Source organism: Mycolicibacterium madagascariense (assembly GCF_010729665.1).
Taxonomy (GTDB): Bacteria; Actinomycetota; Actinomycetes; order Mycobacteriales; family Mycobacteriaceae; genus Mycobacterium; species Mycobacterium madagascariense.
In genome coordinates this window covers 3,223,658-3,249,643 of the sequence record NZ_AP022610.1, presented here as the reverse complement: position 1 = coordinate 3,249,643, position 25,986 = coordinate 3,223,658, and the positions used below count along the sequence as shown (strand labels likewise).

Annotated in this window: 22 protein-coding genes and 2 riboswitches; of the genes, 18 read left to right on the top strand and 4 right to left on the bottom strand. The window is 69.3% G+C overall.

Annotated features, from left to right (window positions below):
- Positions 1-150 precede the first annotated feature (150 nt).
- The 5 genes from G6N60_RS15210 (at position 151) to G6N60_RS15190 (ending at position 5,255) form a co-directional block, all read left to right on the top strand.
- Positions 151-801, top strand: coding sequence for a vWA domain-containing protein (locus G6N60_RS15210; protein ID WP_179969698.1), 651 nt, complete (start codon positions 151-153; stop codon positions 799-801).
- Positions 798-2,366, top strand: a complete 1,569-nt coding sequence (locus G6N60_RS15205; protein WP_163738723.1) for a carboxylesterase/lipase family protein — start codon at positions 798-800, stop codon at positions 2,364-2,366. The genes G6N60_RS15210 and G6N60_RS15205 overlap by 4 nt, the downstream gene beginning before the upstream one ends.
- Before the next feature lie 64 nt (positions 2,367-2,430).
- Positions 2,431-3,837: an NAD(P)/FAD-dependent oxidoreductase gene (locus G6N60_RS15200; protein ID WP_163738720.1), complete on the top strand. Its 1,407-nt coding sequence runs from the start codon at positions 2,431-2,433 to the stop codon at positions 3,835-3,837.
- A 92-nt stretch (positions 3,838-3,929) separates the two neighbouring features.
- A complete protein-coding gene (locus G6N60_RS15195) occupies positions 3,930-4,631 on the top strand; it encodes an Rv1815 family serine proteinase (protein ID WP_443678361.1) in 702 nt (233 codons plus the stop codon).
- Positions 4,632-4,637: 6 nt separating this feature from the next.
- Positions 4,638-5,255: a SecDF P1 head subdomain-containing protein gene (locus G6N60_RS15190; RefSeq protein WP_163738717.1), complete on the top strand. Its 618-nt coding sequence runs from the start codon at positions 4,638-4,640 to the stop codon at positions 5,253-5,255.
- A gap of 12 nt (positions 5,256-5,267) precedes the next feature.
- On the opposite strand, the gene G6N60_RS15185 is transcribed toward G6N60_RS15190, so the two are convergent.
- Complete coding sequence (locus G6N60_RS15185; protein ID WP_163738714.1) at positions 5,268-5,705, bottom strand: nitroreductase/quinone reductase family protein; 438 nt, start codon at positions 5,703-5,705, stop codon at positions 5,268-5,270.
- A gap of 111 nt (positions 5,706-5,816) precedes the next feature.
- On the opposite strand from G6N60_RS15185, the gene G6N60_RS15180 reads away from it, so the two are divergent.
- Together G6N60_RS15180 and G6N60_RS15175 are read left to right on the top strand one after the other, a co-directional pair.
- Positions 5,817-6,500 carry a TetR/AcrR family transcriptional regulator gene (locus tag G6N60_RS15180; RefSeq protein ID WP_163738711.1) on the top strand — a complete coding sequence of 228 codons (684 nt, stop codon included), beginning with the start codon at positions 5,817-5,819 and terminating at the stop codon, positions 6,498-6,500.
- A 143-nt stretch (positions 6,501-6,643) separates the two neighbouring features.
- Positions 6,644-8,128, top strand: a complete 1,485-nt coding sequence (locus G6N60_RS15175) for an FAD-binding protein (protein ID WP_163743993.1) — start codon at positions 6,644-6,646, stop codon at positions 8,126-8,128.
- Here the strand turns inward: G6N60_RS15175 and G6N60_RS15170 are convergent.
- Positions 8,125-10,038, bottom strand: coding sequence for an ABC transporter ATP-binding protein/permease (locus G6N60_RS15170; protein ID WP_163738709.1), 1,914 nt, complete (start codon positions 10,036-10,038; stop codon positions 8,125-8,127). The genes G6N60_RS15175 and G6N60_RS15170 overlap by 4 nt on opposite strands.
- A 166-nt stretch (positions 10,039-10,204) precedes the next feature.
- Between G6N60_RS15170 and secA2 the strand changes: the two genes are divergently transcribed.
- From secA2 to gcvP, 11 genes are all read left to right on the top strand, one after another.
- Positions 10,205-12,523, top strand: a complete 2,319-nt coding sequence (gene secA2 / locus G6N60_RS15165) for an accessory Sec system translocase SecA2 (protein ID WP_163738706.1) — start codon at positions 10,205-10,207, stop codon at positions 12,521-12,523.
- Positions 12,524-12,532: 9 nt separating this feature from the next.
- Complete coding sequence (locus G6N60_RS15160; protein ID WP_163738703.1) at positions 12,533-13,120, top strand: CDP-alcohol phosphatidyltransferase family protein; 588 nt, start codon at positions 12,533-12,535, stop codon at positions 13,118-13,120.
- Between the two features lie 4 nt (positions 13,121-13,124).
- Positions 13,125-14,039, top strand: coding sequence for a DUF881 domain-containing protein (locus G6N60_RS15155; RefSeq protein ID WP_163738700.1), 915 nt, complete (start codon positions 13,125-13,127; stop codon positions 14,037-14,039).
- A gap of 52 nt (positions 14,040-14,091) precedes the next feature.
- Entirely contained in the window at positions 14,092-14,424 is a 333-nt protein-coding gene (locus G6N60_RS15150) for a small basic family protein (protein WP_163738697.1), read from the top strand.
- Between the two features lie 4 nt (positions 14,425-14,428).
- Complete coding sequence (locus G6N60_RS15145) at positions 14,429-15,196, top strand: DUF881 domain-containing protein (RefSeq protein WP_163738693.1); 768 nt, start codon at positions 14,429-14,431, stop codon at positions 15,194-15,196.
- A gap of 39 nt (positions 15,197-15,235) precedes the next feature.
- Entirely contained in the window at positions 15,236-15,631 is a 396-nt protein-coding gene (gene gcvH / locus G6N60_RS15140; protein ID WP_163738690.1) for a glycine cleavage system protein GcvH, read from the top strand.
- A gap of 159 nt (positions 15,632-15,790) precedes the next feature.
- Complete coding sequence (gene garA, locus G6N60_RS15135; protein ID WP_163738687.1) at positions 15,791-16,267, top strand: glycogen accumulation regulator GarA; 477 nt, start codon at positions 15,791-15,793, stop codon at positions 16,265-16,267.
- Entirely contained in the window at positions 16,267-17,001 is a 735-nt protein-coding gene (gene ftsR, locus G6N60_RS15130; protein ID WP_163738684.1) for a transcriptional regulator FtsR, read from the top strand. The genes garA and ftsR overlap by 1 nt, the downstream gene beginning before the upstream one ends.
- 47 nt (positions 17,002-17,048) lie before the next feature.
- Complete coding sequence (locus tag G6N60_RS15125; RefSeq protein ID WP_163738681.1) at positions 17,049-17,543, top strand: bifunctional nuclease family protein; 495 nt, start codon at positions 17,049-17,051, stop codon at positions 17,541-17,543.
- 215 nt (positions 17,544-17,758) lie between these two features.
- Positions 17,759-18,382 carry a MerR family transcriptional regulator gene (locus tag G6N60_RS15120; RefSeq protein WP_163738678.1) on the top strand — a complete coding sequence of 208 codons (624 nt, stop codon included), beginning with the start codon at positions 17,759-17,761 and terminating at the stop codon, positions 18,380-18,382.
- Positions 18,383-18,423: 41 nt separating this feature from the next.
- Positions 18,424-18,521: riboswitch (glycine riboswitch) on the top strand.
- Positions 18,522-18,644: riboswitch (glycine riboswitch) on the top strand.
- 41 nt (positions 18,645-18,685) lie between these two features.
- Complete coding sequence (gene gcvP / locus G6N60_RS15115; protein ID WP_163738675.1) at positions 18,686-21,556, top strand: aminomethyl-transferring glycine dehydrogenase; 2,871 nt, start codon at positions 18,686-18,688, stop codon at positions 21,554-21,556.
- 86 nt (positions 21,557-21,642) lie between these two features.
- On the opposite strand, the gene G6N60_RS15110 is transcribed toward gcvP, so the two are convergent.
- Both G6N60_RS15110 and G6N60_RS15105 read right to left on the bottom strand, forming a co-directional pair.
- Positions 21,643-23,715, bottom strand: coding sequence for a substrate-binding domain-containing protein (locus G6N60_RS15110; RefSeq protein WP_163738672.1), 2,073 nt, complete (start codon positions 23,713-23,715; stop codon positions 21,643-21,645).
- A gap of 55 nt (positions 23,716-23,770) precedes the next feature.
- Positions 23,771-25,963 (bottom strand): malate synthase G, encoded by a 2,193-nt coding sequence (locus G6N60_RS15105; RefSeq protein WP_163738668.1) that lies wholly within the window; start codon positions 25,961-25,963, stop codon positions 23,771-23,773.
- Between the last annotated feature and the right edge of the window lie 23 nt (positions 25,964-25,986).

The window sequence follows — 25,986 nt, the reverse complement described above, 5'->3', positions numbered from 1 at the left end:
CGGCCGCGTTCGCTCCCCAACGGCGCGAACACTGGGAAGGTGTCTCTTCGACGTTTGCTGTATCCGCCGGACCTCGCACGGGGCCGACGTGTCGGTGGGCGCGAGTAGCCTGTCCATCACGATGTTCCACCGATGCGCCAAGGAGCTCTCATGACGGATCCTCAGCTCACGCTGATTGCCGTACTGCTCGACCGGTCCGGCTCGATGGAGGCCATCAAGTCCGACACCGAGGGCGGATTCGACGCGTTCGTCCGGGAGCAGCGCACGCAGCCGGGGGAGGCGCGGGTGACGCTGGCGCAATTCGACACGGAGTACGAGGTGGTCTACGCGAACCGCCCGATCGCCGACGTGCCGCCGCTGGTCCTGCAGCCCCGCGGTGGGACGGCTCTACTCGACGGGATCGGTCGTCTCGTCACCGACGTCGGCGCCGAACTCGCCGGCCAGGCCGAGGCGGAGCGGCCCGGTCACGTGATCGTCGTCGTCATGACCGACGGCTACGAGAATTCGAGCCGGGAGTGGACCCTGGAGGCGGTGCGGGCGGTCATCGAGCGTCAGGAACGCGACTACTCCTGGGACTTCGTGTTCCTCGGGGCCAACATCGATGCGGTCGCCGTGGGCCAGGGCCTGGGCTTCGCGGCGGACAGGTCGCTGACGTATGCCGCCACCGACGGCGGGGTGGCGTCGGCGATGGAGTCGACGACCTCGTACGTCTCGCGCAGGAGGGCCGCCCCCGTGGCGGCGTCGGTGCCCGGCTTCTCCGACGCGGACCGGGCCGGGGCGGCGCGGGGAGGCCGCCGATGACGGCGGAGCCGAGTACCGGTCGGTCGCTCGACGCCCCGGTCGTCGACACCGCCTACGGACCCGTCCGGGGCATGGACGACGGAACGGTGAAGTCGTGGCGGGGCGTGCGCTATGCCCGGCCGCCGGTGGGCGAATTGCGCTGGCGCGCACCGCAACCGCCCGAACCCTGGACCGACGTCGCCGACGCCACCCGGGTGGGACCCGCCTGTCCCCAGCCGACCGACCCGCGGATACCGCTGGACCTCGGGGCGCCGCAGGGCGAGGACTCGCTGGTGCTCAACGTGTGGGCGTCGTCGGGCACCGAGCCGGGGGCCGGCAAACCGGTCATGGTGTGGGCGCACGGCGGCGCCTACGTGCTCGGGTCGGCGGCCCAATCGCTGTACCGCGGTCGGGCGCTGGCGCGCGGCGGGGACGCCCTCATCGTGACCGTGAACTACCGCCTCGGCGCGTTCGGCTTCCTGGACCTGTCATCGTTCAGCACCCAGCGGACCCGGTTCGAGAGCAACCTCGGTCTGCGTGACGTGCTGTTCGCGCTCGAGTGGGTGCGCGACAACATCGCGGCCTTCGGCGGAGATCCCGCCCGCGTCACGCTGTTCGGGGAATCCGCGGGCGCCGGAATCGTCACGACGCTGCTCGCCAGCCCCGCTGCCGCCGGCCTGTTCTCGAGCGCGATCGCCCAGAGTTCGCCCGCGACGTCGGTCTACGACGCGCGTCGCTCGGCCGGCATGGCGCGGCAGTACCTCGACACGCTGGGCGTCGGCGTGGACGACGTCGACCGGCTCGCCTCGGCACCGCTGAGCGAGCTGCTGGCGGCATCGAAGCGGTTGTTCGACGAGGTGCCGGTGCGGACGCCCGGCACGCTGGCCTACGCACCCATCGTCGACGGTGACGTGGTGCCGGACTATCCCGTCGCGGTGGCGCGGGCGGGCGGCACCCACCCCGTGCCGCTCATCATCGGCACGAACAAGCACGAGGCGGCGCTGTTCCGCTTCATGAAGTCGCCCCTGATGCCCATCACGCCGATGGCCATCAAGGCCATGTTCGAGGGAATCGCCGCGGAGCAACCCGACCTCCGGTTGCCCAGCGAAGCCCAGCTCGGCTCGGCCTACCGGGGCCGCGGCAAGACGCCCGGCATGGGCGTCGCCCGCGACATCGGCTTCCGGATGCCGACGATTTGGTTCGCCGAGGGCCACGGGGCCGTGGCGCCGGTGTACACCTATCGCTTCGACTGGGCGACGCCGATGTTGCGCCTGCTCCGACTCGGCGCCGCCCATGCAACCGAATTGCCCTACGTGTGGGGCAATCTCGTTGCCGGAAGCAAGGATCCGACGTTCAAGCTGGGTGGGCTCAAGACGGGCACCGCGGTGTCCGAACGCATTCGGGCCCGCTGGCTGGCGTTCGCCGCCACCGGAGAACCCACCGGCCTGACCGGTGAGCCCCGTTGGCGGCCCTACCGCCGCGAGGACCGCGCGACGCTGATGATCGACCGCAGGGACACCGTGGTCGTCGATCCGGACGAGCCGTTGCGCGCCGCGTGGGGGGACGACGTGTTGAGCTTCCGCTGACGGCCCGGCTCTTGGGGTTCGGCGCCCCCGTCCGGCGCTCGACCCGCTGAGTAATGTCGACGCGATGGACACCGTCTTCGATGCCCCCGTCGATCCCGCGTTGGTCAAACGCTCCCTTGCCGGCAGCGCATTCGGCTCGGTGTGGCTCGACGGTGAGCGGCCCGAGTATCCGACCCTGACGCGGCCCGTCAGCTGCGATCTGCTCGTGGTCGGTGGCGGTTATGCCGGACTGTGGACGGCACTGCACGCCGCGCAGCGCCATCCCGACCGGCGCATCGTGCTCATCGATGCGCACCGGATCGGCTGGGCGGCGTCCGGGCGCAACGGCGGCTTCGTCGAAGCCAGCCTGACGCACGGCAGGGAGAACGGAAAGACGCGGTGGCCCAACGAGATCGAGCAGCTCGATGCCATGGGCCTGGAGAACCTGGACGGCATGGAAGCCGAACTCTCGCGGCTCGGGCTCGACGTGCAGTGGCAGCGCACGGGCATGTTGGCCGTCGCGACCGAGCCGCATCAGGTGGGCTGGCTGGAGGAGTCCGCGGCCGAGGGCGACGGCACGTTCCTCGACGAATGCGCCATCCGCGCCGAAGTGCATTCACCGACCTTCCTGGCCGGCCTGCTGCACGCGAACACGTGCGCCATCGTGCACCCCGGCAAGCTGGCGTTCGAGCTGGCGCGCGCCTGCACCGACGCGGGCGTGGTGATCTACGAACACACCAACGCCAGGGCGCTCGACTCGGGCACGGCCTCGATCCAGGTCGACGCCGGGCCGGCGACCATCTCGGCCAAGCAGGTGGTGCTGGCCACCAATGTCTTCCGGCATCTGTTGCGGCGCAACCGTTTTCACACGGTGCCCGTCTACGACTACGTGCTGGCCACCGAGCCGCTGACCGAGGCGCAGGTGCAGAGCATCGGGTGGCGCAACCGGCAGGGCATCGGCGACTCCGCCAACCAGTTCCACTACTACCGGATGACCGAGGACGACAGGATCGTGTTCGGCGGATATGACGCGGTGTACCACTTCGGCCGCCGGGTGGACCCCGCCTACGAGGATCGCGACGAGACCTACCGGCGGCTGGCCGCCCACTTCTTCATCACCTTCCCGCAGTTGGCCGGTGTCCGATTCAGCCACCGCTGGGCCGGTGCGATCGACACGAACACCAGGTTCTGCGCGCACTGGGGACTGGCCCGCGAGGGCCGGGTCGCCTACGTCAACGGGTTCACCGGTCTCGGCGTCGGCGCCGCGCGGTTCGCCTCGGACGTTTGCCTGGATCTGCTGGAGGGGGTGCCGACGCCGCGGACGCAGTTGGAGATGGTGCGCACGAAACCGCTTCCGTTCCCGCCGGAGCCCTTCGCCAGCGCCGGCATCCAGGCGACCAAGTGGTCGCTGGACCGCGCGGATCACGCTGCCGGTCACCGCAACGTGCTGCTGCGGACCCTCGACGCGCTCGGCCTCGGGTTCGATTCGTGAGAGTCGTGTGTGGAGGTCGTGACAACTGGTGCGGGAGAGCTTTGCCGTCGGTACTCTGAGCGTCTCTTTCCACCTAGCGATCGGAGACCACGTTGCGCCGATTGGGTGTGCGCGCGGTCGTGACGATCGGCGCCGCGGCCCTGCTGGCGGCCGCCACCGCCGCGGGTCCGGTCGCCGGTGCGGCTCCCGGCGCGGTGGTCGCCCCCGGGATGGAGATTCGCCAGGACACCACGAAGTGCACGCTCGGCTTCGTCGACGTACAGACCCGCACCGCGTTCACGGCGGGCCACTGCCGCGGTAACGGCGTCGTGGGCGACAAGGACGGCAACGTCGTGGGCCATCAGACGGACTTCCGCGATGACACGCCCAACGGAGCCACCATCTCCACCGACCACATGATCTCGGACTGGGAGACCATCGCCCTGGCGCCCGACGCACAGGTCACCGACGTCCTGCCCGGCGGCCGGGCCCTGGTGTTCGACCCGAGCGTGACGCTGCAGCAGGGGGAGCGCGTCTGCCACTTCGGGGTCGCGACCGGCGAAAGCTGTGGCACTGTGGACGCCGTCAATAACGGCTGGTTCACGATGACGAACGGCGTGGTCAGCCAGAGAGGTGATTCGGGTGGCCCCGTCTACGTGCTCACCGACGACGGTCGCGCCGTCATCGTGGGGATGTTCAACAGCACCTGGGGTCAGTACCCCGCCGCGGTGTCGTGGACGAGCACCGAGACGCAGATCCACCAGGACGTGTACACGCCCGCAGCTGCCACGGTGGCACCCCCGCCGCCTGCGTAGGCAGTGATGCGGTTCCGCGGCGGCCCGGGGTGGACGCCGAAGCGCGTCATGCTCGCGGTGCTGGCGTCGATCGGCATCCTCGCCATGGTCGGCACCATCGTGGTGGGCGTCGCGATGGCCTTTCTGCAGGGTGATGCCGCCCCGGTCGCCCAGCGTGCGACCCCCACGACGCCGGTGACGCGGACGCCCCCGATCATCGGGATCCCGTTGGCGGTGCGGCCCGTCGTGTCGCAGCCGTTGGTCGCCAATCCCGGTGACTGCCCGCCGGTGCCGCCGCCCATGCCGCCGGACGCGCCCGTCAAGGTGTGCGACGTCGACAAGGCCGCGGTGTATCAACTGGGCCCGGTCGCGTTGGCGCTCAACCTGACCGGAGCCACCGAGACCAAGTTGCCGACGAGTGACTTCCACACCGTGCAGATGTCGATGGACCCGGCGTCGAGCGCGGCGTTCGCGCAGTACACCGCGGCGAACATCGGCAAACAGCTCGCCTTCGTCCGCAACGGTGTCGTCCTGGCCGCCCCGGCCATCGGCCAGGCCATCGATGGCCAGTCGATCCAGATCTCCGGGGACCTCAGCGCCGCGACCGCCGCGACGATCACGCAGATGCTGCGTGACGGGTCCTGACGCGGCTAGGGGTCAGACGAGTTCGAACACCGGTATCGACGCCGCCGCCGCGCGGACTTCGTCGTCGGTCGACGTGGGGGTCAGACCCGCGACGTGTCCCTTGACCTCCCAGTACCAGCGGTCGAGGTAGCGCCGGAGCAACGCGGGCTTGTCGTCGTCGGCGACCTCGACGGCGCGCACCTCGTGGCGGCGCCAGCGCGGGCCCAGTTCGACGCGCCCGGCCGCCCGGGTGTTGCGAGCCCACTGCGTGTTGCCCCGCGGGGACACGACGTAGCGGCGCCCGTCGACGGTCATCAGGTTGACGACGACGGTGCGGAGCGTGCCGGTCGTGCGGCCGCGCACGCGCAGGGCGTGCGTGCCGGCGATGCTGATGCCGGCCTCTGCGAGCCAGCGGAAGACCTCGTTGAAAGTCCGTGCCAGGCGGTGGGGTTCGTCGTATCGGGTGGTCATGGGGGTCTCCTTCGGCGGGTATGAAACGAGAGCATTGCTCTCAGAAGAAGCGTGACACGACTGGGGTCGGATTGCAAGAGCATTGCTCTCGTTTCGTGCGAGACTGGGCGCATGGGCAAGCGACAGGACAGCCGAGAGCGCATCGAACGCGAGATCGTCGAGGTCGGCCGCAGGCACCTGGTGACCGACGGCGCGGCCGGACTGTCCCTGCGCGCCATCGCCCGCGACCTCGGGATGGTCTCCTCTGCGGTGTACCGCTACGTCGCCAGCCGCGACGACCTGCTGACGCTGTTGATCGTCGACGCCTACACCGACCTGGCGGACGCCGTCGACGACGCGCGCGCGGCCGGTACCGGCACCTGGCGGGACCGCATCGCCGCGATGGCCAGGGCCGCGCGCGCGTGGGCGATCGCCCATCCCGCCAGTTGGGCCCTGATGTACGGCAGTCCCGTGCCGGGCTATCACGCGCCCGCCGATGCCACCGTCGGTCCCGGCACGCGCGTCATCGCAGCGCTGTTCGCGCTGGTGGCCGAGGGTGTCGCGGCCGGTGACGTGCCCGAGTCCGGACCCGTGCCGACCGCGGCCACCACCGCCGACTTCGACGCCCTGCGAACGGAGTTCGGCTTTCCCGGCGGGGACGCGACGGTGCTGCGGTGCTTTCTGGTGTGGGCGACGCTCGTCGGCGCCATCAGCCTGGAGGTCTTCGGGCAGTACGGCGCGGACACGCTGTCGGATCCCGCCGACGTCTTCGACGGCCAGATCCACCTCGTCCTCGCCGCGCTGACGACGAACTAGAACACGTTCTAGCCAGGGCTGCCCACCGGCGATATCCTCGAGACGATGCTTGACCAGACACCTGTCCAGATCGCTGGGGCGGCGCACGTCCGACCGGATTGCGCCCGCCTCGCCCACGTGATGCGGGAGCACCAGTGCCATCGATGATCCACGTCCCCGAAACCGTTGCCGCACAAGACGTCTCGGACTGGTCGGACGACGTCGACGTCCTCGTCGTCGGATTCGGCATCGCCGGCGGATGTGCCGCGGTCAGTGCCGCCGCCGCGGGCGCCCGCGTCCTGGTGCTCGAACGCGCTGCGGCGGCGGGTGGCACGACCGCCATGGCCGGCGGCCACTTCTATCTCGGTGGAGGTACCGAGGTGCAGCGCGCCACCGGTCACGACGACACCGCCGACGCGATGTACGACTACCTCGTCGCCGTGTCCCGCGAGCCCGAACTCGACAAGATCAGGGCCTACGCGGACGGCAGCGTCGAGCACTTCACCTGGTTGGAGGACCTGGGCTTTCAGTTCGAGCGCAGCTTCTATCCCGGAAAGGTCGTCGTCCCACCGGGAACCGAGGGCCTGTCCTACACGGGCAATGAAAAGGTCTGGCCGTTCTGCAACCAGGCCACCCCGGCGCCACGCGGACACTCCGTGCCCGTGCCCGGTGAGCTCGGCGGTGCCGGGATGGTCATCGACCTGCTGGTCAAGCGCGCCGCCGACCTCGGCGTGAGCGTCCTCTACGAAACCGGGGTCACCAACCTGGTGGTCGAGGACGGTGCCGTGGTCGGCGTTCGGTGGAAGAGGTTCACCGAGACCGGCGCCATCCGCGCGGCGTCCGTCGTCATCGCCGCCGGCGGCTTCGCAATGAATCCCGAGATGGTCGCCGAATACACCCCCGAACTCGGCAAGCCACGCAAGACCAAGCACCACGGGCTGGTCGAGCCCTACATCCTCGGCAACCCCTTCGACGACGGGCTCGGCATCCGCATGGGCGTCTCGGCGGGCGGCGTCGCGAAGAACCTCGACGAGAAGTTCATCACCGCGGCCGCCTACCCGCCCGAGATCCTGCTGACCGGCATCATCGTCAACAAGGACGGGCAGCGGTTCGTCGCCGAGGACTCCTACCACTCGCGGACGTCGGCGTTCGTGCTCGAACAGCCGGAGCAGTCCGCCTACCTGATCGTCGACGAGGCCCACATGGAGATGCCGGCCATGCCGCTGATCAAGTTCCTCGACGGGTTCGAGACCGTCGCGGAGATCGAGCAGACCCTCGGCATCCCATCGGGCAAGCTCGCCGCCACCCTCGACCGCTACAACGAGCACGCCGCGCGGGGGGAGGACCCCGACTTCCACAAGCAGTCCGATTACGTCGAGCCGCAGGACAACGGCCCGTGGGCGGTGTTCGACCTGTCACTGGGCGTCGCGATGTACTCCGGGTTCACGATGGGCGGTCTGGCCGTGACGCTCGACGGTGAGGTCCTGCGCGAGGACGGCAGCGTCGTGCCCGGTTTGTACGCCGCAGGCGCGTGCGCATCCAACATCGCGCAGGACGGCAAGGGCTACGCCAGCGGAACCCAGCTCGGCGAGGGGTCGTTCTTCGGGCGTCGCGCGGGCACGCATGCGGCCACGGCCGCACGCCACTAGACCGGGACGGATTGCTCCCCGACGTTCGTGAGCTGCCACTCGCCGTCGCCGAGCAGTCGCAGTTCCTTGTTGTGGTGCTGCTCGACGGTCTTGCGGTGGCTGACGCTGATCAGGATGGTGTTGGGCAGCTCGGCCCGCACCAGTGAGTAGAGCGTCATTTCCAGGCCCTCGTCCAACGCCGACGTCGCCTCGTCGAGGAACACGGCCTTGGGCTTGGTCAGCAGGATGCGGGCGAACGCGATGCGCTGCTGCTCGCCGGGGGAGAGCACCTTGGCCCAGTCCAGCACCTCGTCGAGGCGATCCTTCAGGTGCGGTAGGGCGACCCGGGTGAGGACGTCGTGCAGCTCGGAATCGGCGAGCGTGCCCTCCTCGCAGGGGTAGGAGACGACCGCGCGCAGATCGCCCAGCGGGACGTAGGGCATCTGCGACAGGAACATCGTCTCGTTCGGCCCGCAGGGTCGGGTCAGGGTGCCCGAGGCGAATGGCCAGAGTTCGGCGAGGCTGCGCAGCAGGGTGGTCTTGCCGCTGCCCGACTTGCCCGTGACGACCATGGTGTCGCCGATCTCCAGCCGCATGTCGAGCGGCTTGACCAGCTGCTTGCCGTCGGGCGTGCGGACCTCGACGTCGTCGAGCTGCACGGTGCCGTCGACGCACGGTGCGGTCGAGACGATCGGCAGGACGCGGCCCTCTTCGTTGGCCACCACCAGGCCGTGCAGACGGATGATGGCCGCGCGGTAGCCGGCGAACTGGTCGTAGGCGTTGCGGAAGAACGACAGCCCGTCCTGGATGCTGCCGAACGCCGACGAGGACTGGGTCATCGCGCCGAGGGTGATCTCACCGGCCAGGAACCGGGGGAACTGCAGCACGTAGGGCAGCGGCACGATGACCTGGCTGAGCGAGAGGTTCCAGCCGTAGAAGCCGATCATCCGGTTGATGTAACGCTTGTAGTTGGCGACGACGGAGGCGAAGCGCGAGCGCAACCCGGTGCGCTCGGCGAGTTCGCCGCGGTAGAAGGCGACGGCCTCCGAGGCGTCCCGCAGGCGCACCAGTGCATACCGGAACGCGGCGTTGGTCTTCTCGTTGTCGAACGCGAACCAGATGATGGGCTTGCCGATCCAGAACGCGATGATCGACGCGAAGACGACGTACCCGAGGCCGATCCAGAACATCGCCCGCGGCAGGGTCACGCCGAACAGGGTCAGCGGACCCGACAGGCTCCACAGGATCCCGACGAAGGCGATCATCGTCACGATCGAACTGATGGCGCCGAAGAGCAGCGTCGAGCCGCTGGTGTTGTTCGGCGTGTTGGGCGTCGGTCCGACGCCCGTGGTGAAGATGTCGATGTCGTACTGGATGCGCTGGTCCGGGTTGTCGATGGTGTCGTCGATGAACCGGGCCCGGTAGTAGGCCTTGCCGTCCAGCCAGTCCCCGGTGAGGCGGTCGGTGAGCCAGGCACGCCACCGCAGGATGAACCGCTGCATGAGGAACAGATCGAGCATCGTGCGCGCGACGTAGACGACGGCCATGATGCTGAACACCGTGATCGACAGCCAGAAGCCGTCCTTGCCGGACTGCTTGATGGCGTCGTCGTTGCCGCCGATTCCCGAGGCCACCACCTGGAAGCTGGTCAGCATGTCGTTGCTCTGATAGCTGAACAGGACGGTCAGCCGCGCGCCGACGATCACCGACAGCAGCAGGCCGGCCAGCCAGAACCACACCTTGATGCTCGAGCGCCCACTGAAGTACGCGCCCGTCACCTTCCAGAACTGCCGACCCCAGCTGGTGAAGAACCGCAGCAGCACGAGGACGATCATGGTGGCGACGGCGGCCATGACCCAGGCCTTCGCGATCCACCACAGCGACGACAGCCACTCGGCGCTCCAGTCCAGCGTCGGGGTGAACTTTTCCATTCCGGCAAGGTACCCCGGGTAACTGGCGGTAGCCGGGTCTAGGGGTCAGCTGTTAGCCGAGGGCTGAACCCGCCCCCGCAGGTCGCCGCGGGGCACGCCGAGCTGCCGGTCATGACGTGCGCGTGGATGCTCGCGGCGGCGTCCGGGCGCCGCGTACCGTGAATGCGTGCCGAAGACGAAAGACCGCTCCGGGCGGCTGAGCAACAGGTTCTGGAAACTGCTCGGTGCCAGCACCGACAAGGATCAGGCCCAGTCGTTGGATTTGGTGAAGACCTCCTCTGAATACGATGAGAAGGCCGCCGACCTCGACGACGAGCAGCTGCGCAAGGCGGCGCAGCTGCTCGACCTCGGTGAGCTCGCCGAGTCGGCCGACATCCCGCAGTTCCTGGCGATCGCCCGGGAGGCGTCCGAACGCTCGACGACGTTGCGGCCGTTCGACGTTCAGCTGCTCGGCGCGTTGCGGATGCTGGCGGGCGACGTCGTGGAGATGGCGACCGGTGAGGGCAAGACGCTCGCCGGTGCGATCGCCGCGGCGGGGTACGCGATCGCCGGGCGCAGCGTCCACGTCATCTCCGTCAACGACTACCTGGCTCGCCGCGACGCCGAGTGGATGGGCCCGCTGCTGGAGGCCATGGGTCTGACGGTCGGCTGGATCACCGCCGAGTCGACCGCCGACGAACGCCGCGCCGCCTACGCCTGCAACGTCACCTACGCCTCGGTCAACGAGATCGGCTTCGACGTGCTGCGCGACCAGCTCGTCACCGACGTCGAGGACCTGGTCTCCCCGGACCCCGACGTCGCGCTGATCGACGAGGCCGACTCGGTGCTCGTCGACGAGGCGCTCGTGCCGCTGGTGCTGGCCGGGACCACCCACCGCGAGCAGCCGCGACTGGAGATCATCCGGATGGTCGGCGAGCTCGTCCCCGGCAAGGACTACGACACCGACGCCGACCGCCGCAACGTCCACCTCACCGACGAGGGCGCCCGCAAGCTCGAGAAGGAACTCGGCGTCGACATCTACTCCGAGGAGTCCGTCAGCACCACGCTGACCGAGATCAACGTCGCGCTGCACGCGCACGTCCTGTTGCAGCGCGACGTGCACTACATCGTCCGCGACGGGCGGGTGCAGCTGATCAACGCCTCCCGCGGCCGGATCGCGCAGCTACAGCGCTGGCCCGACGGGTTGCAGGCCGCGGTCGAGGCCAAGGAGGGCATCGAGACCACCGAGACCGGCGAGGTGCTCGACACCATCACGGTCCAGGCGCTGATCAACCGCTATCCCACGGTGTGCGGGATGACGGGCACGGCGCTCGCCGCCGGTGAACAGCTGCGGCAGTTCTACAAGCTCGGCGTGTCCCCGATTCCACCGAACACGCCCAACGTCCGGGTCGACGAGACCGACCGCGTGTACATCACCGCCGCGGCCAAGATCGACGCCGTCATCGAGCACATCAAGACCATCCACGACACCGGGCAGCCGGTGCTGGTGGGCACCCGCGACGTCGCCGAGTCCGAGGAACTGCACGAACGGCTCGTCAAGGCCGGCGTGCCCGCGGTCGTGCTGAACGCCAAGAACGACGAGGAGGAGGCGCTCGTCATCGCCGAGGCCGGCAAGCTCAAGGCGGTGACCGTCTCGACGCAGATCGCGGGCCGCGGCACCGACATTCGGCTCGGCGGGTCCGACGAGGGCAGCCACGACGAGGTCGCCGAACTCGGGGGGCTGCACGTCATCGGTACCGGCCGCCACCACACCGAGCGGCTGGACAATCAGTTGCGCGGGCGCGCGGGCCGACAGGGTGACCCCGGCTCGTCGGTGTTCTTCTCCAGCTGGGAGGACGACGTGGTCGTCGCTCACCTCGAGCCGGAGAAGCTGCCGATGGCGACCGACGAGGACGGTCGCATCACCAGCGACAAGGCAGCGCAGCTGCTCGAGCATGCCCAACGCGTCGCCGAGGGCCGGTTGCTCGACGTGCACGCCAACACCTGGCGCTACAACCAGCTCGTCGCCCAGCAGCGCGCCATCCTGGTCGAGCGGCGAAACACCTTGCTGCGCACCGCAACCGCGCGCGAGGAGCTGGCCGCCCGGGCGCCGGAGCGCTACGAGGAGCTGGTGAAGGAGATCGGCGAGGAGCGGCTGGAGACGATCAGCCGCCAGATCATGCTGTATCACCTGGACCGCGGCTGGGCCGACCACCAGGCGTACCTGTCGGACATCCGCGAGAGCATCCACCTGCGGGCGCTCGGCAGGCAGAACCCGCTCGACGAGTTCCACCGCCTGGCCGTCGACGCGTTCGCCTCCCTGGCCGCCGACGCCATCGAGGCGGCGCAGCAGACCTTCGAGACCGCCAACGTCGTCGAGGACGAGCAGGGCCTGGACCTGTCCAAACTCGCCCGTCCGACCTCGACGTGGACCTACATGATCCACGACAATCCGCTGGCCGACGACACCATGTCCGCACTGAGCCTGCCCGGGGTGTTCCGCTAGGTTCATCGCATGGAGCCGGAGCCGGGCGATCGTGTGCTGACGATCCCCAACGCGCTCAGCGTGCTGCGGCTCGTCCTCGTCCCGGTCTTCATCTATCTGCTGATGGTGCACGCCGACGGGTGGGCGGTCGGGGTCCTGATGTTCAGCGGGTTCTCCGACTGGGCCGACGGCAAGATCGCCAGGATGGTCGACAACCAGTCCTCGCGGCTGGGCGCGCTCTTGGATCCCGCCGTCGACCGCATCTACATGGTGGTCGTTCCGGTCGCCCTGGCCGTCGTGCACGTCGTGCCCTGGTGGTTCGTCGTGGTGCTGCTGGCCCGCGACGTCGTCCTGGCGCTGACGCTGCCGGTCCTGCGGTCCCGCGGCCTGACCGCGCTGACGGTCACCTACGTCGGCAAGGCCGCGACCTTCGCACTCATGTCGGGTTTTCCGCTCGTCCTGCTCGGCCAGTGGGAGGCGTTGTGGAGCAGGGTGATCCTGGCGATCGGATGGGCGTTCCTGGGGTGGGGGATGGCCATGTATCTGTGGTCGGGCGTCCTCTATCTCCTTCAGGTCCGTCTCGTCGTCGCGCAGCTGCCCCGGCGCACGCCCGGGTAGGGACATGGCTGAGGACGAACGCGCGCTCGGCGGCTACAGCCCGGAGGCCGGACGCAACGCCCACGAAGCGGGCGCGCCGACGCTGATCCCGGTGCCGTCGCTGCTGCGGTCCCTGCTGTCGGAGCACCTCGACCCCGGATACGCCGCGGCCGCCCGGCGGCGGGAGGGCAGCGGCCCCCGGCGCAGGTCGTCCGCGCTGGCCTGGCAGATCGTCGCCGGCCTGCTGGTCGCGACGGTGTTCGCCGCGGCCGCCGCGCAGGCGCAGTCCGTCGCCCCCGCCGCGCAGGACGGCAGGCACGTGCTGGCCGATGGCGTGCGGGCTGCGCAACGCGCCACCAACGACGCCATCGCGCGACGCCGCGACCTCACCGGCCAGGTCGAAGCCGAACGACGCCACCGGCTGGCCGGCGACGAGCAGGGCCGACGGCTGCTGAGCGGCCTCGACGCCGCGGAGTTCACCGCCGCCGAGACCGCGGTCCGCGGCCCTGGTCTGTCGGTCACCGTCACCGAGCCCAGCGGCGCCCGCGATCTGAGCGACGTCTCCAAGCAGCGGGTGCAGGGCAGTCCGCAGGTGATCCTCGACCGCGACCTCCAACTGGTCGTCAACTCCCTGTGGGCCAGTGGCGCCGAGGCGATCGCGGTCGGCGGCGTGCGCATCGGACCGGGTGTCACCGTGCGCCAGGCCGGCGGTCGCCTCCTCGTCGACAACCAACCCATCGCCAACCCCTACGTCGTGCTCGCGGTGGGACCACCGCACGCGATGTCGGACGCGTTCGGCGAGAGCCCGGCCGCCCAGCGCCTGCAGATACTGGAGTCCGCCTACGGGGTGACGGTCGCCGTCGGTCAGGCAGACGCGCTGACGCTGCCCGCCGGTTCGGTGCGGGACGTCCACTTCGCCACGGTGATGGGGCCTCGATGACGACTGGGGGAGTGCGCATGACACCGAACGGAGCGACACGGATCGGAGAGACATGGTCGGAATAGCCGCACTGGTCGTCGGCATCGTGCTGGGCCTGGTGTTCCACCCCAGCGTTCCCGAGGCCATTCAGCCCTACCTCCCGATCGCGGTGGTGGCCGCGCTCGACGCGGTGTTCGGCGGTTTGCGCGCCTACCTGGAGCGCATCTTCGACGCCAAGGTGTTCGTGGTCTCGTTCGTGTTCAACGTGCTCGTCGCCGCGCTCATCGTGTTCGTCGGCGACCAGCTGGGGGTGGGGACGCAGCTGTCCACGGCCATCATCGTCGTGCTCGGCATCAGGATCTTCGGCAACGCCGCCGCACTGCGCCGTCGGCTCTTCGGGGCCTGAGCCGGTGAGCGAGGATCCCGCACCGGCACACGGCAGGCACGAGCTGCCCGACGGCACAGCCCACGTCGGGGGCCGTAGCCGCACGCAGCTCGTCTTCGGCGCGTTGGCCGTCGTGCTGTGCCTGGTGCTGGGTGTGGCCATCGTCACGCAGGTGCGGCAGACCGAGTCCGGCGATTCCCTGGATACGGCCCGGCCCGCCGATCTGCTAGTCCTGCTGGACTCCCTGCAGCAACGCGAGGCCGCGCTCAACACCGAGGTGAGCGATCTGCAGCGCACGCTCGAATCGCTGCAGTCCTCCGGGAGCAACGACGAGGCCGCCATCGAGAACGCCAGGGCCCGGCTGGCGGCCCTGTCGATCCTCATCGGAACGGTCGCGGCGACCGGACCAGGCGTCGCGCTGACCATCACCGACGTCGCTCCCGGCGTGTCGCCCGAGACCATGCTCGACGTGGTCAACGAGCTGCGGGCCGCCGGCGCGGAGGCCATGCAGCTCGGCGGTCCCGGCCAGGCGCCGGTCCGAGTCGGCGTCGACACCTGGGTGGTGGGTCAGCCCGGTGCGCTCGTCGTGGACGGCACCACGCTGAGCCCGCCGTATTCGGTTCTGGCCATTGGTGATTCGGCCACGCTCGCTGCGGCGCTGAACATCCCGGGCGGCGCCGTGGACAGCGTCGAACGGGTGGGCGGCACGATGTCGGTGCAGCAGCAGGGCGTCGTGAACGTGACCGCCTTGCGGCAAGCGAAACCCCGCCAATACGCTCAGCCTGTCAAGTGAGTACGCGACGTCCGCGTCTGCGAAGAATCTAGGAGCCCCGTGAGCGAGATTCCGTCCGATCTCTACTACACCGAGGATCACGAGTGGGTGCGTCGCACCGGTGACGACACGGTTCGCGTCGGCATCACCGACTACGCCCAGGCCGCACTCGGTGACGTGGTCTTCGTCGAGCTCCCCGACGTCGACGCAGCCGTCGACGCGGGCAGCGAGTTCGGGACCGTGGAGTCAACTAAGTCGAACTCGGACCTCTATGCCCCCATCACGGCGAAAGTCGTTGCCGTCAACGGCGACGTGACCGACTCGCCGGAGTTGGTGAACTCCGATCCGTACGGCGCCGGTTGGCTCATCGACCTGCAGCTCGACGCCGCGACGCTGACCGAGGCGCTCGAAGGTCTGCTGGACGCCGACGCCTACGGTGCGACGCTCGACGAATGAGAAATCGGGCCGTGATCCGGTGGTGGTGGGTACGGCGACCACCGGCGCGCGGTACGGTCGTCACGAGACGCATGACGCGGCGGCGTCCCTCTTGAATGTCTCGAGCGGGAGTCGGCGCATCTGCCCACCATTGCCACAGCAGCCAGTGAGGAGCACCGGGTGACGGAGAACGACACCAGTTCGGGAGCTGATCAGTCCGAAGAAGTGACGGTCGAGACCACCTCGGTCTTTCGATCGGACTTCCTCAACGAGTTGGACGCACCGCCAGCAACGGGCAACGACAACGCGGTGTCGGGCGTCGAGGGGCTCCCGGCCGGATCGGCGCTCCTCGTCGTCAAGCGCGGCCCGAACGCGGGGTCGCGGTTCCTGCTGGACCAGGCCAGGACGTCGGCCGGTCGTCATCCCGATAGCGACATCTTCCTCGACGACGTCACGGTCAGCCGCCGGCACGCCGAGTTCCGGCTCGAGACCGGCGAGTTCCAGGTCGTCGACGTCGGCAGCCTCAACGGCACCTACGTCAACCGCGAGCCCGTCGACTCGGCGGTGCTGGCAAACGGCGACGAGGTGCAGATCGGCAAGTTCCGATTGGTCTTCCTGACGGGCCCCAAGGGCGACGACGGCGGTTCACCGAGCTGATGACCGCCCCCGACACCCCTGCGCTCGCCGGGATGTCGATCGGAGCGGTCCTGGACTCGCTACGACCCGACTTTCCGGACGTGACCATCTCCAAGATCCGCTTCCTGGAGGCGGAGGGTCTGGTCACGCCGCAGCGGTCGGGCTCGGGTTATCGACGGTTCACCGCCTACGACTGTGCGCGGCTGCGCTTCATCCTCACCGCGCAGCGGGACCACTATCTGCCGTTGAAGGTCATCAAGGCACAGCTCGACGCGCAACCCGACGGCGAGCTGCCGCCGACGGCATCTGCCTACGGCGTACCGAGATTGGTGCAGGTGTCCGCCGACGACGACGGGGTCGCCGGGTACGACACGGCCGCGGTGGCGCCCGCCCAGGTCCGCCTGAGCCGCGAGGATCTACTGACCCGCTCGGGGGTCGACGAGGAGCTCCTCGGGGCCCTGATCAAGGCCGGCGTCATCACCTCGGGACCGGGCGGCTTCTTCGACGAGCACTCGGTCGTGATCGCGCAGTGCGCGAAGGCGCTGGCCGACTACGGGGTGGAACCCCGACACCTGCGGGCCTTCCGCTCGGCGGCGGACCGGCAGTCGGATCTGATCGCCCAGATCGCCGGGCCCGCGATGAAGGCGGGTGCCCGCGACCGTGCCGACGACATGGCGCGCGAGGTCGCGGCTCTCGCGATCACGTTGCATACCTCGCTCATCAAGTCCGCGGTGCGCGACGTTCTCGATCGCTGAGGATTAGACTTCCCCAAGACGGCTTGCGGCGCGGAGGGCAGACACAGATGGGCGAAGTTCGAGTGATCGGCATTCGCGTTGAACAGCCCCAGAACCAGCCGGTTCTGTTGCTGCGGGAATCCAACGGAGATCGCTACCTACCGATCTGGATCGGTCAGACGGAGGCGCAGGCCATCGCGTTGGAGCAGCAGGGCGTGGAACCCGCGCGGCCGCTCACCCACGATCTGATCCGGGATCTGATTACCGCCCTTGGACATTCGTTGAAGGAAGTGCGCATCGTCGATCTGCAGGAGGGCACCTTCTACGCCGACCTGATCTTCGACCGCGACATCAAGGTCTCGGCACGCCCCTCGGACTCCGTGGCGATCGCGATGCGCGTCGGGGTGCCCATCTACGTCGAGGAGGCCGTGCTCGCGGAGGCGGGGCTGCTGATCCCCGACGAATCTGACGAGGAGACGACGGGCGCGGTCCGCGAGGACGAGGTCGAGAAGTTCAAGGAGTTCCTCGACAGCGTGTCGCCCGACGACTTCAAGGCCACCTGAATTTCAAACGTCACGGATGCATCTCACGCTCTCGACACGCGGAGCGGGTTTCTCCCATCCATGCCGTCGGCAGCCATACTTTCCTCACTACGAAGGCAGTCAGTCCCGAGCTGGGAGCGTATGCTCGACATACTCGAGAGCTCGGAGCAAACGTGTGTGGCCGTCCCCGACGGCCTGTGAACACGGATCCAGTTCGATCGGCGAGAGGATGGCCAGTGGGCGACACGCCACGTCAGGAGCAGTTGGATCTCTTATCCAACGGCACGCCGGAACGCGTGGTGTCGGCAGCGCCGACCGAACCGGTGCAGGCTGGCTTGTTCCCCGATGACTCCGTCCCCGACGAGTTGGTCGGCTACCGCGGACCCAGTGCCTGCCAGATCGCGGGCATCACCTACCGGCAGCTGGACTACTGGGCGCGGACGTCTCTGGTGGTTCCGTCGATCCGCGGGGCGGCAGGCTCCGGCAGCCAGCGGCTGTACTCGTTCAAGGACATTCTGGTCCTGAAGATCGTGAAACGGCTTCTGGACACCGGCATCTCGCTGCACAACATCAGGGTCGCGGTCGATCACCTGCGGCAGCGCGGCGTCAAGGATCTGGCGAACATCACGCTGTTCTCCGACGGCACCACGGTCTACGAGTGCACGTCGGCCGAGGAGGTCGTGGACCTCCTGCAGGGCGGTCAGGGTGTCTTCGGCATCGCCGTCTCGGGCGCCATGCGCGAACTGACCGGCGCCATCGCCGACTTCCCCGGCGAACGCGCCGACGGTGGGGAGTCGATCCCGAGCCCCGAGGACGAACTGGCCTCGCGCCGCAAGACCCGCGACCGCAAGATCGGCTGACCGGGCGCCGTCGTACCCGTTGGGTAGACTCGGACCTGCATCGCCTCTGCGCGGGAGAGTTCCGTGGCCGCCAGCCACGGACGCCGAAGGAGCAACACCTCTCCGTCAACCTCTCAGGCCCCAGGACCGCGTGGAGCCACGGTGCCTCTGGAAAGTGGCGAACACGTTCTTCGCCCGCCCATGGGGAAAGGCACAGCCGGGACGATCCGGTCGCGCTGAATCTCTCAGGCACCCGCGACGGGTCGACGACAGAGGGAGAGGACCGCTAGCGGTTCTGCGCTTCGACGTGTGAGAGGCCCTCTCTTGTCCGGTACTCCTTCCCATCCCCTCGGCGAGCACCACCTGCCGCGCTTCGCCGACCGTCACATCGGCCCCGACCCCGATGCCGTGGCCACGATGCTGGGCGTCATCGGCGTCGAGAACCTCGATCAGTTGGCCGAGAAGGCGCTGCCCGCCGGCATTCTCGACGGGCTGGGCGCCGCGGGCGTCGCTCCCGGGCTGGATCAGCTGCCGCCGCCGGCGTCCGAAGAGCAGTCGCTGGCCGAGTTGCGGGCAATGGCCGATGCCAACACCGTCGCGGTCTCGATGATCGGCCAGGGGTACTTCGACACGCTGACCCCACCGGTGCTGCGCCGCAACATCCTCGAGAACCCCGCCTGGTACACGGCCTACACGCCGTATCAGCCGGAGATCAGCCAGGGCAGGCTCGAGGCGCTGCTGAACTTCCAGACCATGGTCGAAGACCTCACCGGCCTCGAGGTGGCCAACGCCTCGATGCTCGACGAGGGCACCGCCGCGGCCGAGGCCATGACCCTGATGCACCGCGCGGTGAAGGGCTCGGCGAACCAGCTGGCCGTCGACGCCGACGTGTACGCCCAGACCGCGGCCATCATCGAGACGCGCGCCAAGCCGCTCGGCATCGAGATCGTCACCGCCGACCTCCGCGACGGCCTGCCCGACGGCGACTTCTTCGGCGTCATCGTCCAACTGCCCGGCGCCAGCGGATGCGTCAACGACTGGTCGGACCTGATCGCCGCCGCGCACGAGCGTGGCGCGCTCGTCGCGGTGGGCGCCGACCTGCTGGCCGCCACGCTGATCACCCCGCCCGGTGAGATCGGTGCCGACGTCGCGTTCGGTACCACCCAAAGATTCGGCGTGCCAATGGGATTCGGTGGACCGCACGCCGGTTACCTGGCCGTGCACGCCAAGCACGCCCGTCAATTGCCCGGCCGGTTGGTCGGAGTGTCGGTCGACGCCGACGGCTCGGCGGCCTATCGGCTGGCGCTGCAGACCAGGGAGCAGCACATCCGCCGCGACAAGGCGACCAGCAACATCTGCACGGCCCAGGTCCTGCTCGCGGTGATGGCGGCGATGTACGCGAGCTACCACGGCGCCGACGGGCTGACCGCGATCGCCCACGAGGTGCACGGCCACGCGCTCGCCGTGGCCACCGGGCTCTCCGACGCCGGCGTCGAGGTGGTGCACGACGCGTTCTTCGACACCGTGCTGGCCCGGGTGCCGGGGCGCGCCGAGGAGATCCGCGCCGCGGCCAAGGAGCGCGGCATCAACGTCTGGCTGGTCGACGCCGATCACGTGTCGGTGTCGTGCGACCAGGCCACCACGGCCGCCCACGTCGAGGACGTGCTCGCCGCGTTTGGCGCCACCCGCGGTGGCCAGCGCTGGTCGGGTCCCGAGATCGCCACCCGTACGTCGTCGTTCCTCACCCACCCGGCGTTCACGAAGTACCGCACCGAGACCGAGATGATGCGCTACCTGCGGTCGCTGTCGGATCGCGACATCGCGTTGGACCGCAGCATGATTCCGCTCGGATCGTGCACGATGAAGCTCAACGCGGCCGCGGAGATGGAGCCCATCACCTGGCCGGAGTTCGCTCGTCAGCACCCGTTCGCCCCGGCGTCGGACACCCCCGGGCTGCGCCGGCTCATCGCCGACCTCGAGACGTGGCTGACCCAGCTCACCGGGTACGACTCGGTGTCGCTGCAGCCGAACGCCGGCTCGCAGGGGGAGTACGCGGGGCTGTTGGCGATCCAGGCGTACCACCTCAGTCGCGATGACGCGCAACGCAACATCTGCCTGATCCCGTCGAGCGCGCACGGCACCAATGCGGCGTCGGCCGCGCTGGCCGGCATGAAGGTCGTCGTGGTGGCGTGCCGCGACAACGGCGACGTCGACCTCGACGACCTGCGCGCGAAGATCGCCGAGCACGGCGACCGGATCGCCGCGCTGATGATCACCTATCCCTCGACGCACGGCGTGTACGAGCACGACGTCGAGGAGATCTGCGCGGCCGTGCACGACGTCGGCGGCCAGGTCTACGTCGACGGCGCCAACCTCAACGCCCTCGTCGGGTTGGCCAGGCCCGGCCGCTTCGGTGGCGACGTCAGCCACCTGAACCTGCACAAGACGTTCTGCATCCCGCACGGCGGTGGTGGTCCGGGCGTCGGTCCCGTCGCGGTGCGCAGCCATCTCGCGCCGTACCTGCCGGGGCACCCGCTGGCCGACGAGCTCGGCGCCGACTACACCGTGTCGGCCGCGCCGTACGGGTCCGCGTCGATCCTGCCCATCACGTGGGCCTACATCCGCATGATGGGGGCGCCCGGCCTGCGCGCCGCGACGCTGACGGCGATCGCGTCGGCCAACTACGTCGCCCGCCGCCTCGACGAGTACTACCCGGTGCTGTACACGGGCGAGAACGGCATGGTCGCCCACGAGTGCATCCTGGACCTGCGCGGCATCACGAAGGCGACGGGCGTCACCGTCGACGACGTCGCAAAGCGGTTGGCGGACTACGGCTTCCATGCCCCGACGATGAGCTTCCCGGTGGCGGGCACGCTCATGGTCGAGCCCACCGAGAGCGAGAGCCTCGCCGAGGTGGACGCCTTCTGCTCGGCGATGATCGCGATCCGCGCGGAGATCGACCAGGTGGGTTCGGGGGCCTACCCCGTGGACGACAACCCCCTGCGCGGTGCGCCCCACACGGCCGAGTGCCTGCTCGTCGAGGAGTGGAACCACCCCTACACCCGGGAGCAGGCGGCCTACCCGCTGGGCAAGGGCTTCCGGCCCAAGGTGTGGCCGCCGGTGCGCCGCATCGACAGCGCGTACGGCGACCGCAACCTGGTGTGCTCCTGCCCGCCCGTCGAGGCCTTCGCCTAGGGGGTCCCGTCCTCCCCGCGAACAGACGCAAAAGGCCCTTGAATGCCCTAAATAAGGGCCTTTTGCGTCTGCTCGCGCAGGAAAACCTAGCCCAGGGATGACGTCAGGGCGGCGGTGAGGCCGGGCCCCGCCGAGCTGTCGAGGTTCTGGTAGTTGCCACCGGTGGCCTGGGCGACCGCCTCCCACGTGGCGCGGTCGGGGTCGCTGCCGAAGTCGATGACGTTGATCGCGACGGGCTTGGCCTGGTTGAACGTCTGCTTGATGGCGTCCTGCAGGCCGGGGCCGTCCAGCGACTGGTCGGTGTGGGGTCCGGCGGTGATCACCAGCACCGAATTCGGTTGGCCGTCACGGAAATTGGCGACGGCGTCGGGGTAGAGCATCCGCAGTGTCGTGAACGACACGGCCCCGCCATCGCTGGCGACCTGCCCGTCGAGATTGCTACTCAGCGCCGCCGACCGGGGCTGGCCGCCGACCGCGTCACCGAGCGGACCCATGGGGATCTCGGATCGGCCCGCCACCCCGTCGAAGGTCCAGAGCCCGACGGCCGACGTCGGCGCTAGCGCCTGCACCCGCGCATTCAACGCGGCGGTGACGTTGGCGAGCCGGGACTTGCCGCCCTCGTCGGTGGCCATCGACTGGTCCAGCATGACGGTGACGGCGGGGTTCTGGGGCGGGGTGCTGACGAGGTTGGCCAGCGTCGCGCGCAGGCCGTTGTCGCCGACCGACAGCGGTGCGGGCAGTGCCGCGAAGTTCGTCACGTCGCTGGTGGGCATGGTGACGCCCGACGCCCGGAAGCCGGCGTCGGCCAGGTGCTGCAGGGCCTCCGGCTTGCGCAGGAATCGGGCGAATTCGCTGGCGGCGCTGACCTGTTCCTGGCTCAGCCACGGTCCGGACAGCAGCACGGTGGGGTAGTCGGCCACCGCGGGCGGCCCGGGGGGCAGCCACGCCGCCAGCGTGTCCTTGGCGCCCGGCTGCGAGCTCTGCTGAAAGATCTGCTGTTCGGTGGCGACGACGGCGTGCACGTCGGCCGCGGCGGGATCGGCCGCCGTCGTCATCGCGGTCATGGCCGTCGTGGTCTTGGCGTCGGGCAGCTTGGGCTGACCGGCCATCAGCGCGGCGACCGCGTTGGCGCCGGACGTCGCGGGCGCACCCTGCGGGGCCGACGCGGCGGCGACGGCCTCCCCGGCGAGGTACGTGGCGTCGCCGTCGCCGGACAGCGGTAGCGCCAGTTTCAGCGAGCCCCAGCCCGGCAGGTTGAGGCCGTCCAGTGCCGAGGCGTCGGTCTGCAGGCCGGGCAGCGTGCCCCAATTCTCTTGGGACAGCGCGTCCTTGAGTTGCGGACGGACGGCCAGCATCACCGGGGAGGTCACCAGGGAACGGCTGTCGCTGACGGCCTTGTCACCGGAGGCGGCTTCGAGGCGGGCCTCGGAGATCGAACTGCCGGGGATCCACAGTGCGGGGCGGTCGCCGAGGTCGCTCGGCCACTGCCCGCTGAAACCGTTGACCACCTGATCGGAGTCGGCGGACTTCACCCCGACCTTGACGCACTTGTCGCCGACGGGCTCGGCGGACTGGTTGAATTCCTGTGCCAGCGGGGCGATTTGCGCGTCGATCGACGGGTCGACGAGGACGGCCACGGCCACCTCGCCCGACACGCAGCGGGCCGCACCCGCCTGCGAGCGATGCGAGAGGGCGTCGCCGAAGAACCGCCACAGGATGACGGCGCCGACCACGACCACGACGGTGACGAGCGTGGCGATCACGCCGACGCTGATGCCGCGTCGTCCGGGTTGGATCGCGCGGTGGCTGCCGGTCCACTCGCCGCCCTCCCAGTCACCGCCGTGCTGGCGCCCCTGAGTCGGCGGGCGGCCCGGCGGCGGGGGCGAGGACGCGAACGCGTGCGTGGCGGCTTCGCCATCGGGTTCGGCGCCGTGCTCCGGCCCGTAGTCCTCGTCGTCCGCGTAGCCGGCGTCGTACCCGTGCTCGGTGTCGTAACCTTCGTCGGCGTCGTACCCGTGATCGGAGTATCCGCGGTCGGCGTCGTATCCCGCGTCGGCGTCGTACTCGTCGTCGTATCCGTGGTCGTGGTACCCGGCGTCCCCGGGAGGACCGACCTCGGACGACCCGTCTTCCGGGTCGGGAATGCTGTGCCTGCCCATTCCTAACCCCTGTGATCGTTGCGGTGGTTGATCATTCGGCCCCGCGAGAGTCTAGTCACCGCGTGGCGTGGCGCGCCTTGAACTCCCGGCGACGGCGATGCAGGATCGGCTCGGTGTAGCCGTTGGGCTGCCCCGTGCCCGACAGGATCAGCTCCTGCGCGGCCTGGAACGCGATGCTGGCCTCGGGGTCGGGCGCCATCGGCAGGTAGTCGGCGTCCCCGGCGTTCTGCTCGTCGACCACGGCGGCCATCCGGCGCAGGCTGGCCTTGACGTCCTCCTCGGTGATCACCCCGTGCCGCAGCCAGTTGGCCAGCAGCTGGCTCGAGATGCGCAGGGTGGCACGGTCCTCCATAAGGGCCACGTCGTGGATGTCGGGCACCTTCGAGCAGCCGACGCCCGCGTCGATCCACCGGACGACGTAGCCGAGGATCGACTGACAGTTGTTGTCGACCTCCTCGCGAATCTCCTCCGGCGCCCACGCCAGCTCCTTGGCCAGCGGGATGGTCAGCAGCTGGTCGAGGGTGGTCCGTTTCTTGCCCGCCAGTTCCTTCTGCACCTCGAACACGTCCACCTGGTGGTAGTGCATGGCGTGCAGGGTCGCACCGGTCGGCGACGGCACCCACGCCGTGGTGGCGCCCGCCTTGGGCTGACCGATCTTCTGCTCGACCATGTCGGCCATCAGTTCGGTCATGGCCCACATGCCCTTGCCGATCTGCGCCTTGCCCGACAGTCCGGTCGCCAGACCGGTGTCGACGTTGGCGTCCTCATAGGCCTTGATCCAGGGCTGGCTCTTCATCGTGCCCTTGCGGACCATCGGACCGGCCTCCATGGAGGTGTGGATCTCGTCGCCGGTGCGGTCCAGGAAGCCGGTGTTGATGAACACCACGCGGTCGGCGGCGGCCTTGATGCAGGCCTTGAGGTTGACCGTGGTGCGGCGCTCCTCGTCCATGATGCCGACCTTCATGGTCGCCTGCGGCAGGCCGAGCACGTCCTCGACGCGGCTGAACAGCTCGCACGTGAACGCAACTTCGTCGGGTCCGTGCATCTTGGGCTTGACGATGTAGATCGACCCGGTGCGGCTGTTGAGCAGCGGACCGTTCGCCTCGTCGGCCTTGAGGCCGTGCATCGCGATGAGGCCGGTGAACAGCGCGTCCTGAATGCCCTCGGGCACCTCGGAGCCGTCCTCGAAGACGATGGCGTCGTTCGTCATCAGGTGCCCGACGTTGCGCACGAACAGCAGACTGCGGCCGGGCAGCGTCAGTGTCGAGCCGTCGGGTGCGGTGAAGACACGGTCCTCGTTGAGCACCCGGGTGAACGTCGTGCCGCCCTTGCTGACCTCCTCGGTCAGGTCGCCGCGGTTCAGCCCGAGCCAGTTGCGGTAGCCGAGCACCTTGTCGTCGGCGTCGACGGCCGCGACGGAGTCCTCGAAGTCCATGATCGTGGTGACGGCCGACTCCAGCACGACGTCCTTGACGCCCGCCCGATCGGTCTTGCCGACGGGGGAGTCGGGGTCGATGAGGATCTCGACGTGCAGGCCGTGGTGCACCAGCAGGATCGACCACTGCGGCGAGCCGAGCTCACCGGTGTAGCCGGCGAAGGCGTCGGGATCGGCGAGTTCGACGGACCCGTCGGCGAGGGAGACCCGCAGCGTGCCGTCCTCGATGGCGAAGCCGGTGGCGTCGGCCCAGGAGCCCTCCCCCAGCGGCACCGCCTCGTCGAGGAACTTCCGGGCGTAGGCGATGACCCGGTCGCCGCGGACCCGGTTGTACCCGCCGCTGCCCTTCTCGGCGCCGTCGGTCTCGGGGATGACGTCGGTGCCGTAGAGGGCGTCGTAGAGCGAACCCCACCGGGCGTTGGAGGCGTTCAGCGCGAACCGCGCGTTGAGGATCGGCACCACCAGCTGTGGGCCGGCGGTGCTGGTGATCTCGTCGTCGACGCCGGAGGTCGTGATGGAGAAGTCCTCGGGCTCGGGCTCGAGGTAGCCGATCTGGGTGAGGAACTGCTGGTACTCCGCGGCGTCGAAGGGTCCGATGACGCGCTGCCGGTGCCACTTGTCGATCTGCGCCTGCAGGTCGTCACGGCGCGCGAGCAGATCCTGGTTCTTCGGCGCCAGGTCGGTGACCACCTTGTCCACCCCGGCCCAGAAGCTGTCGGCGTCCACCCCGGTACCCGGCAGGGCCTCGTGGGTGATGAAGTCGTGCAGCACGCGGGCCACCCGCAGGTTCCCGACGGTCACGCGATCGGTCATGGTTTCCTCTCCACAGCGTCGAT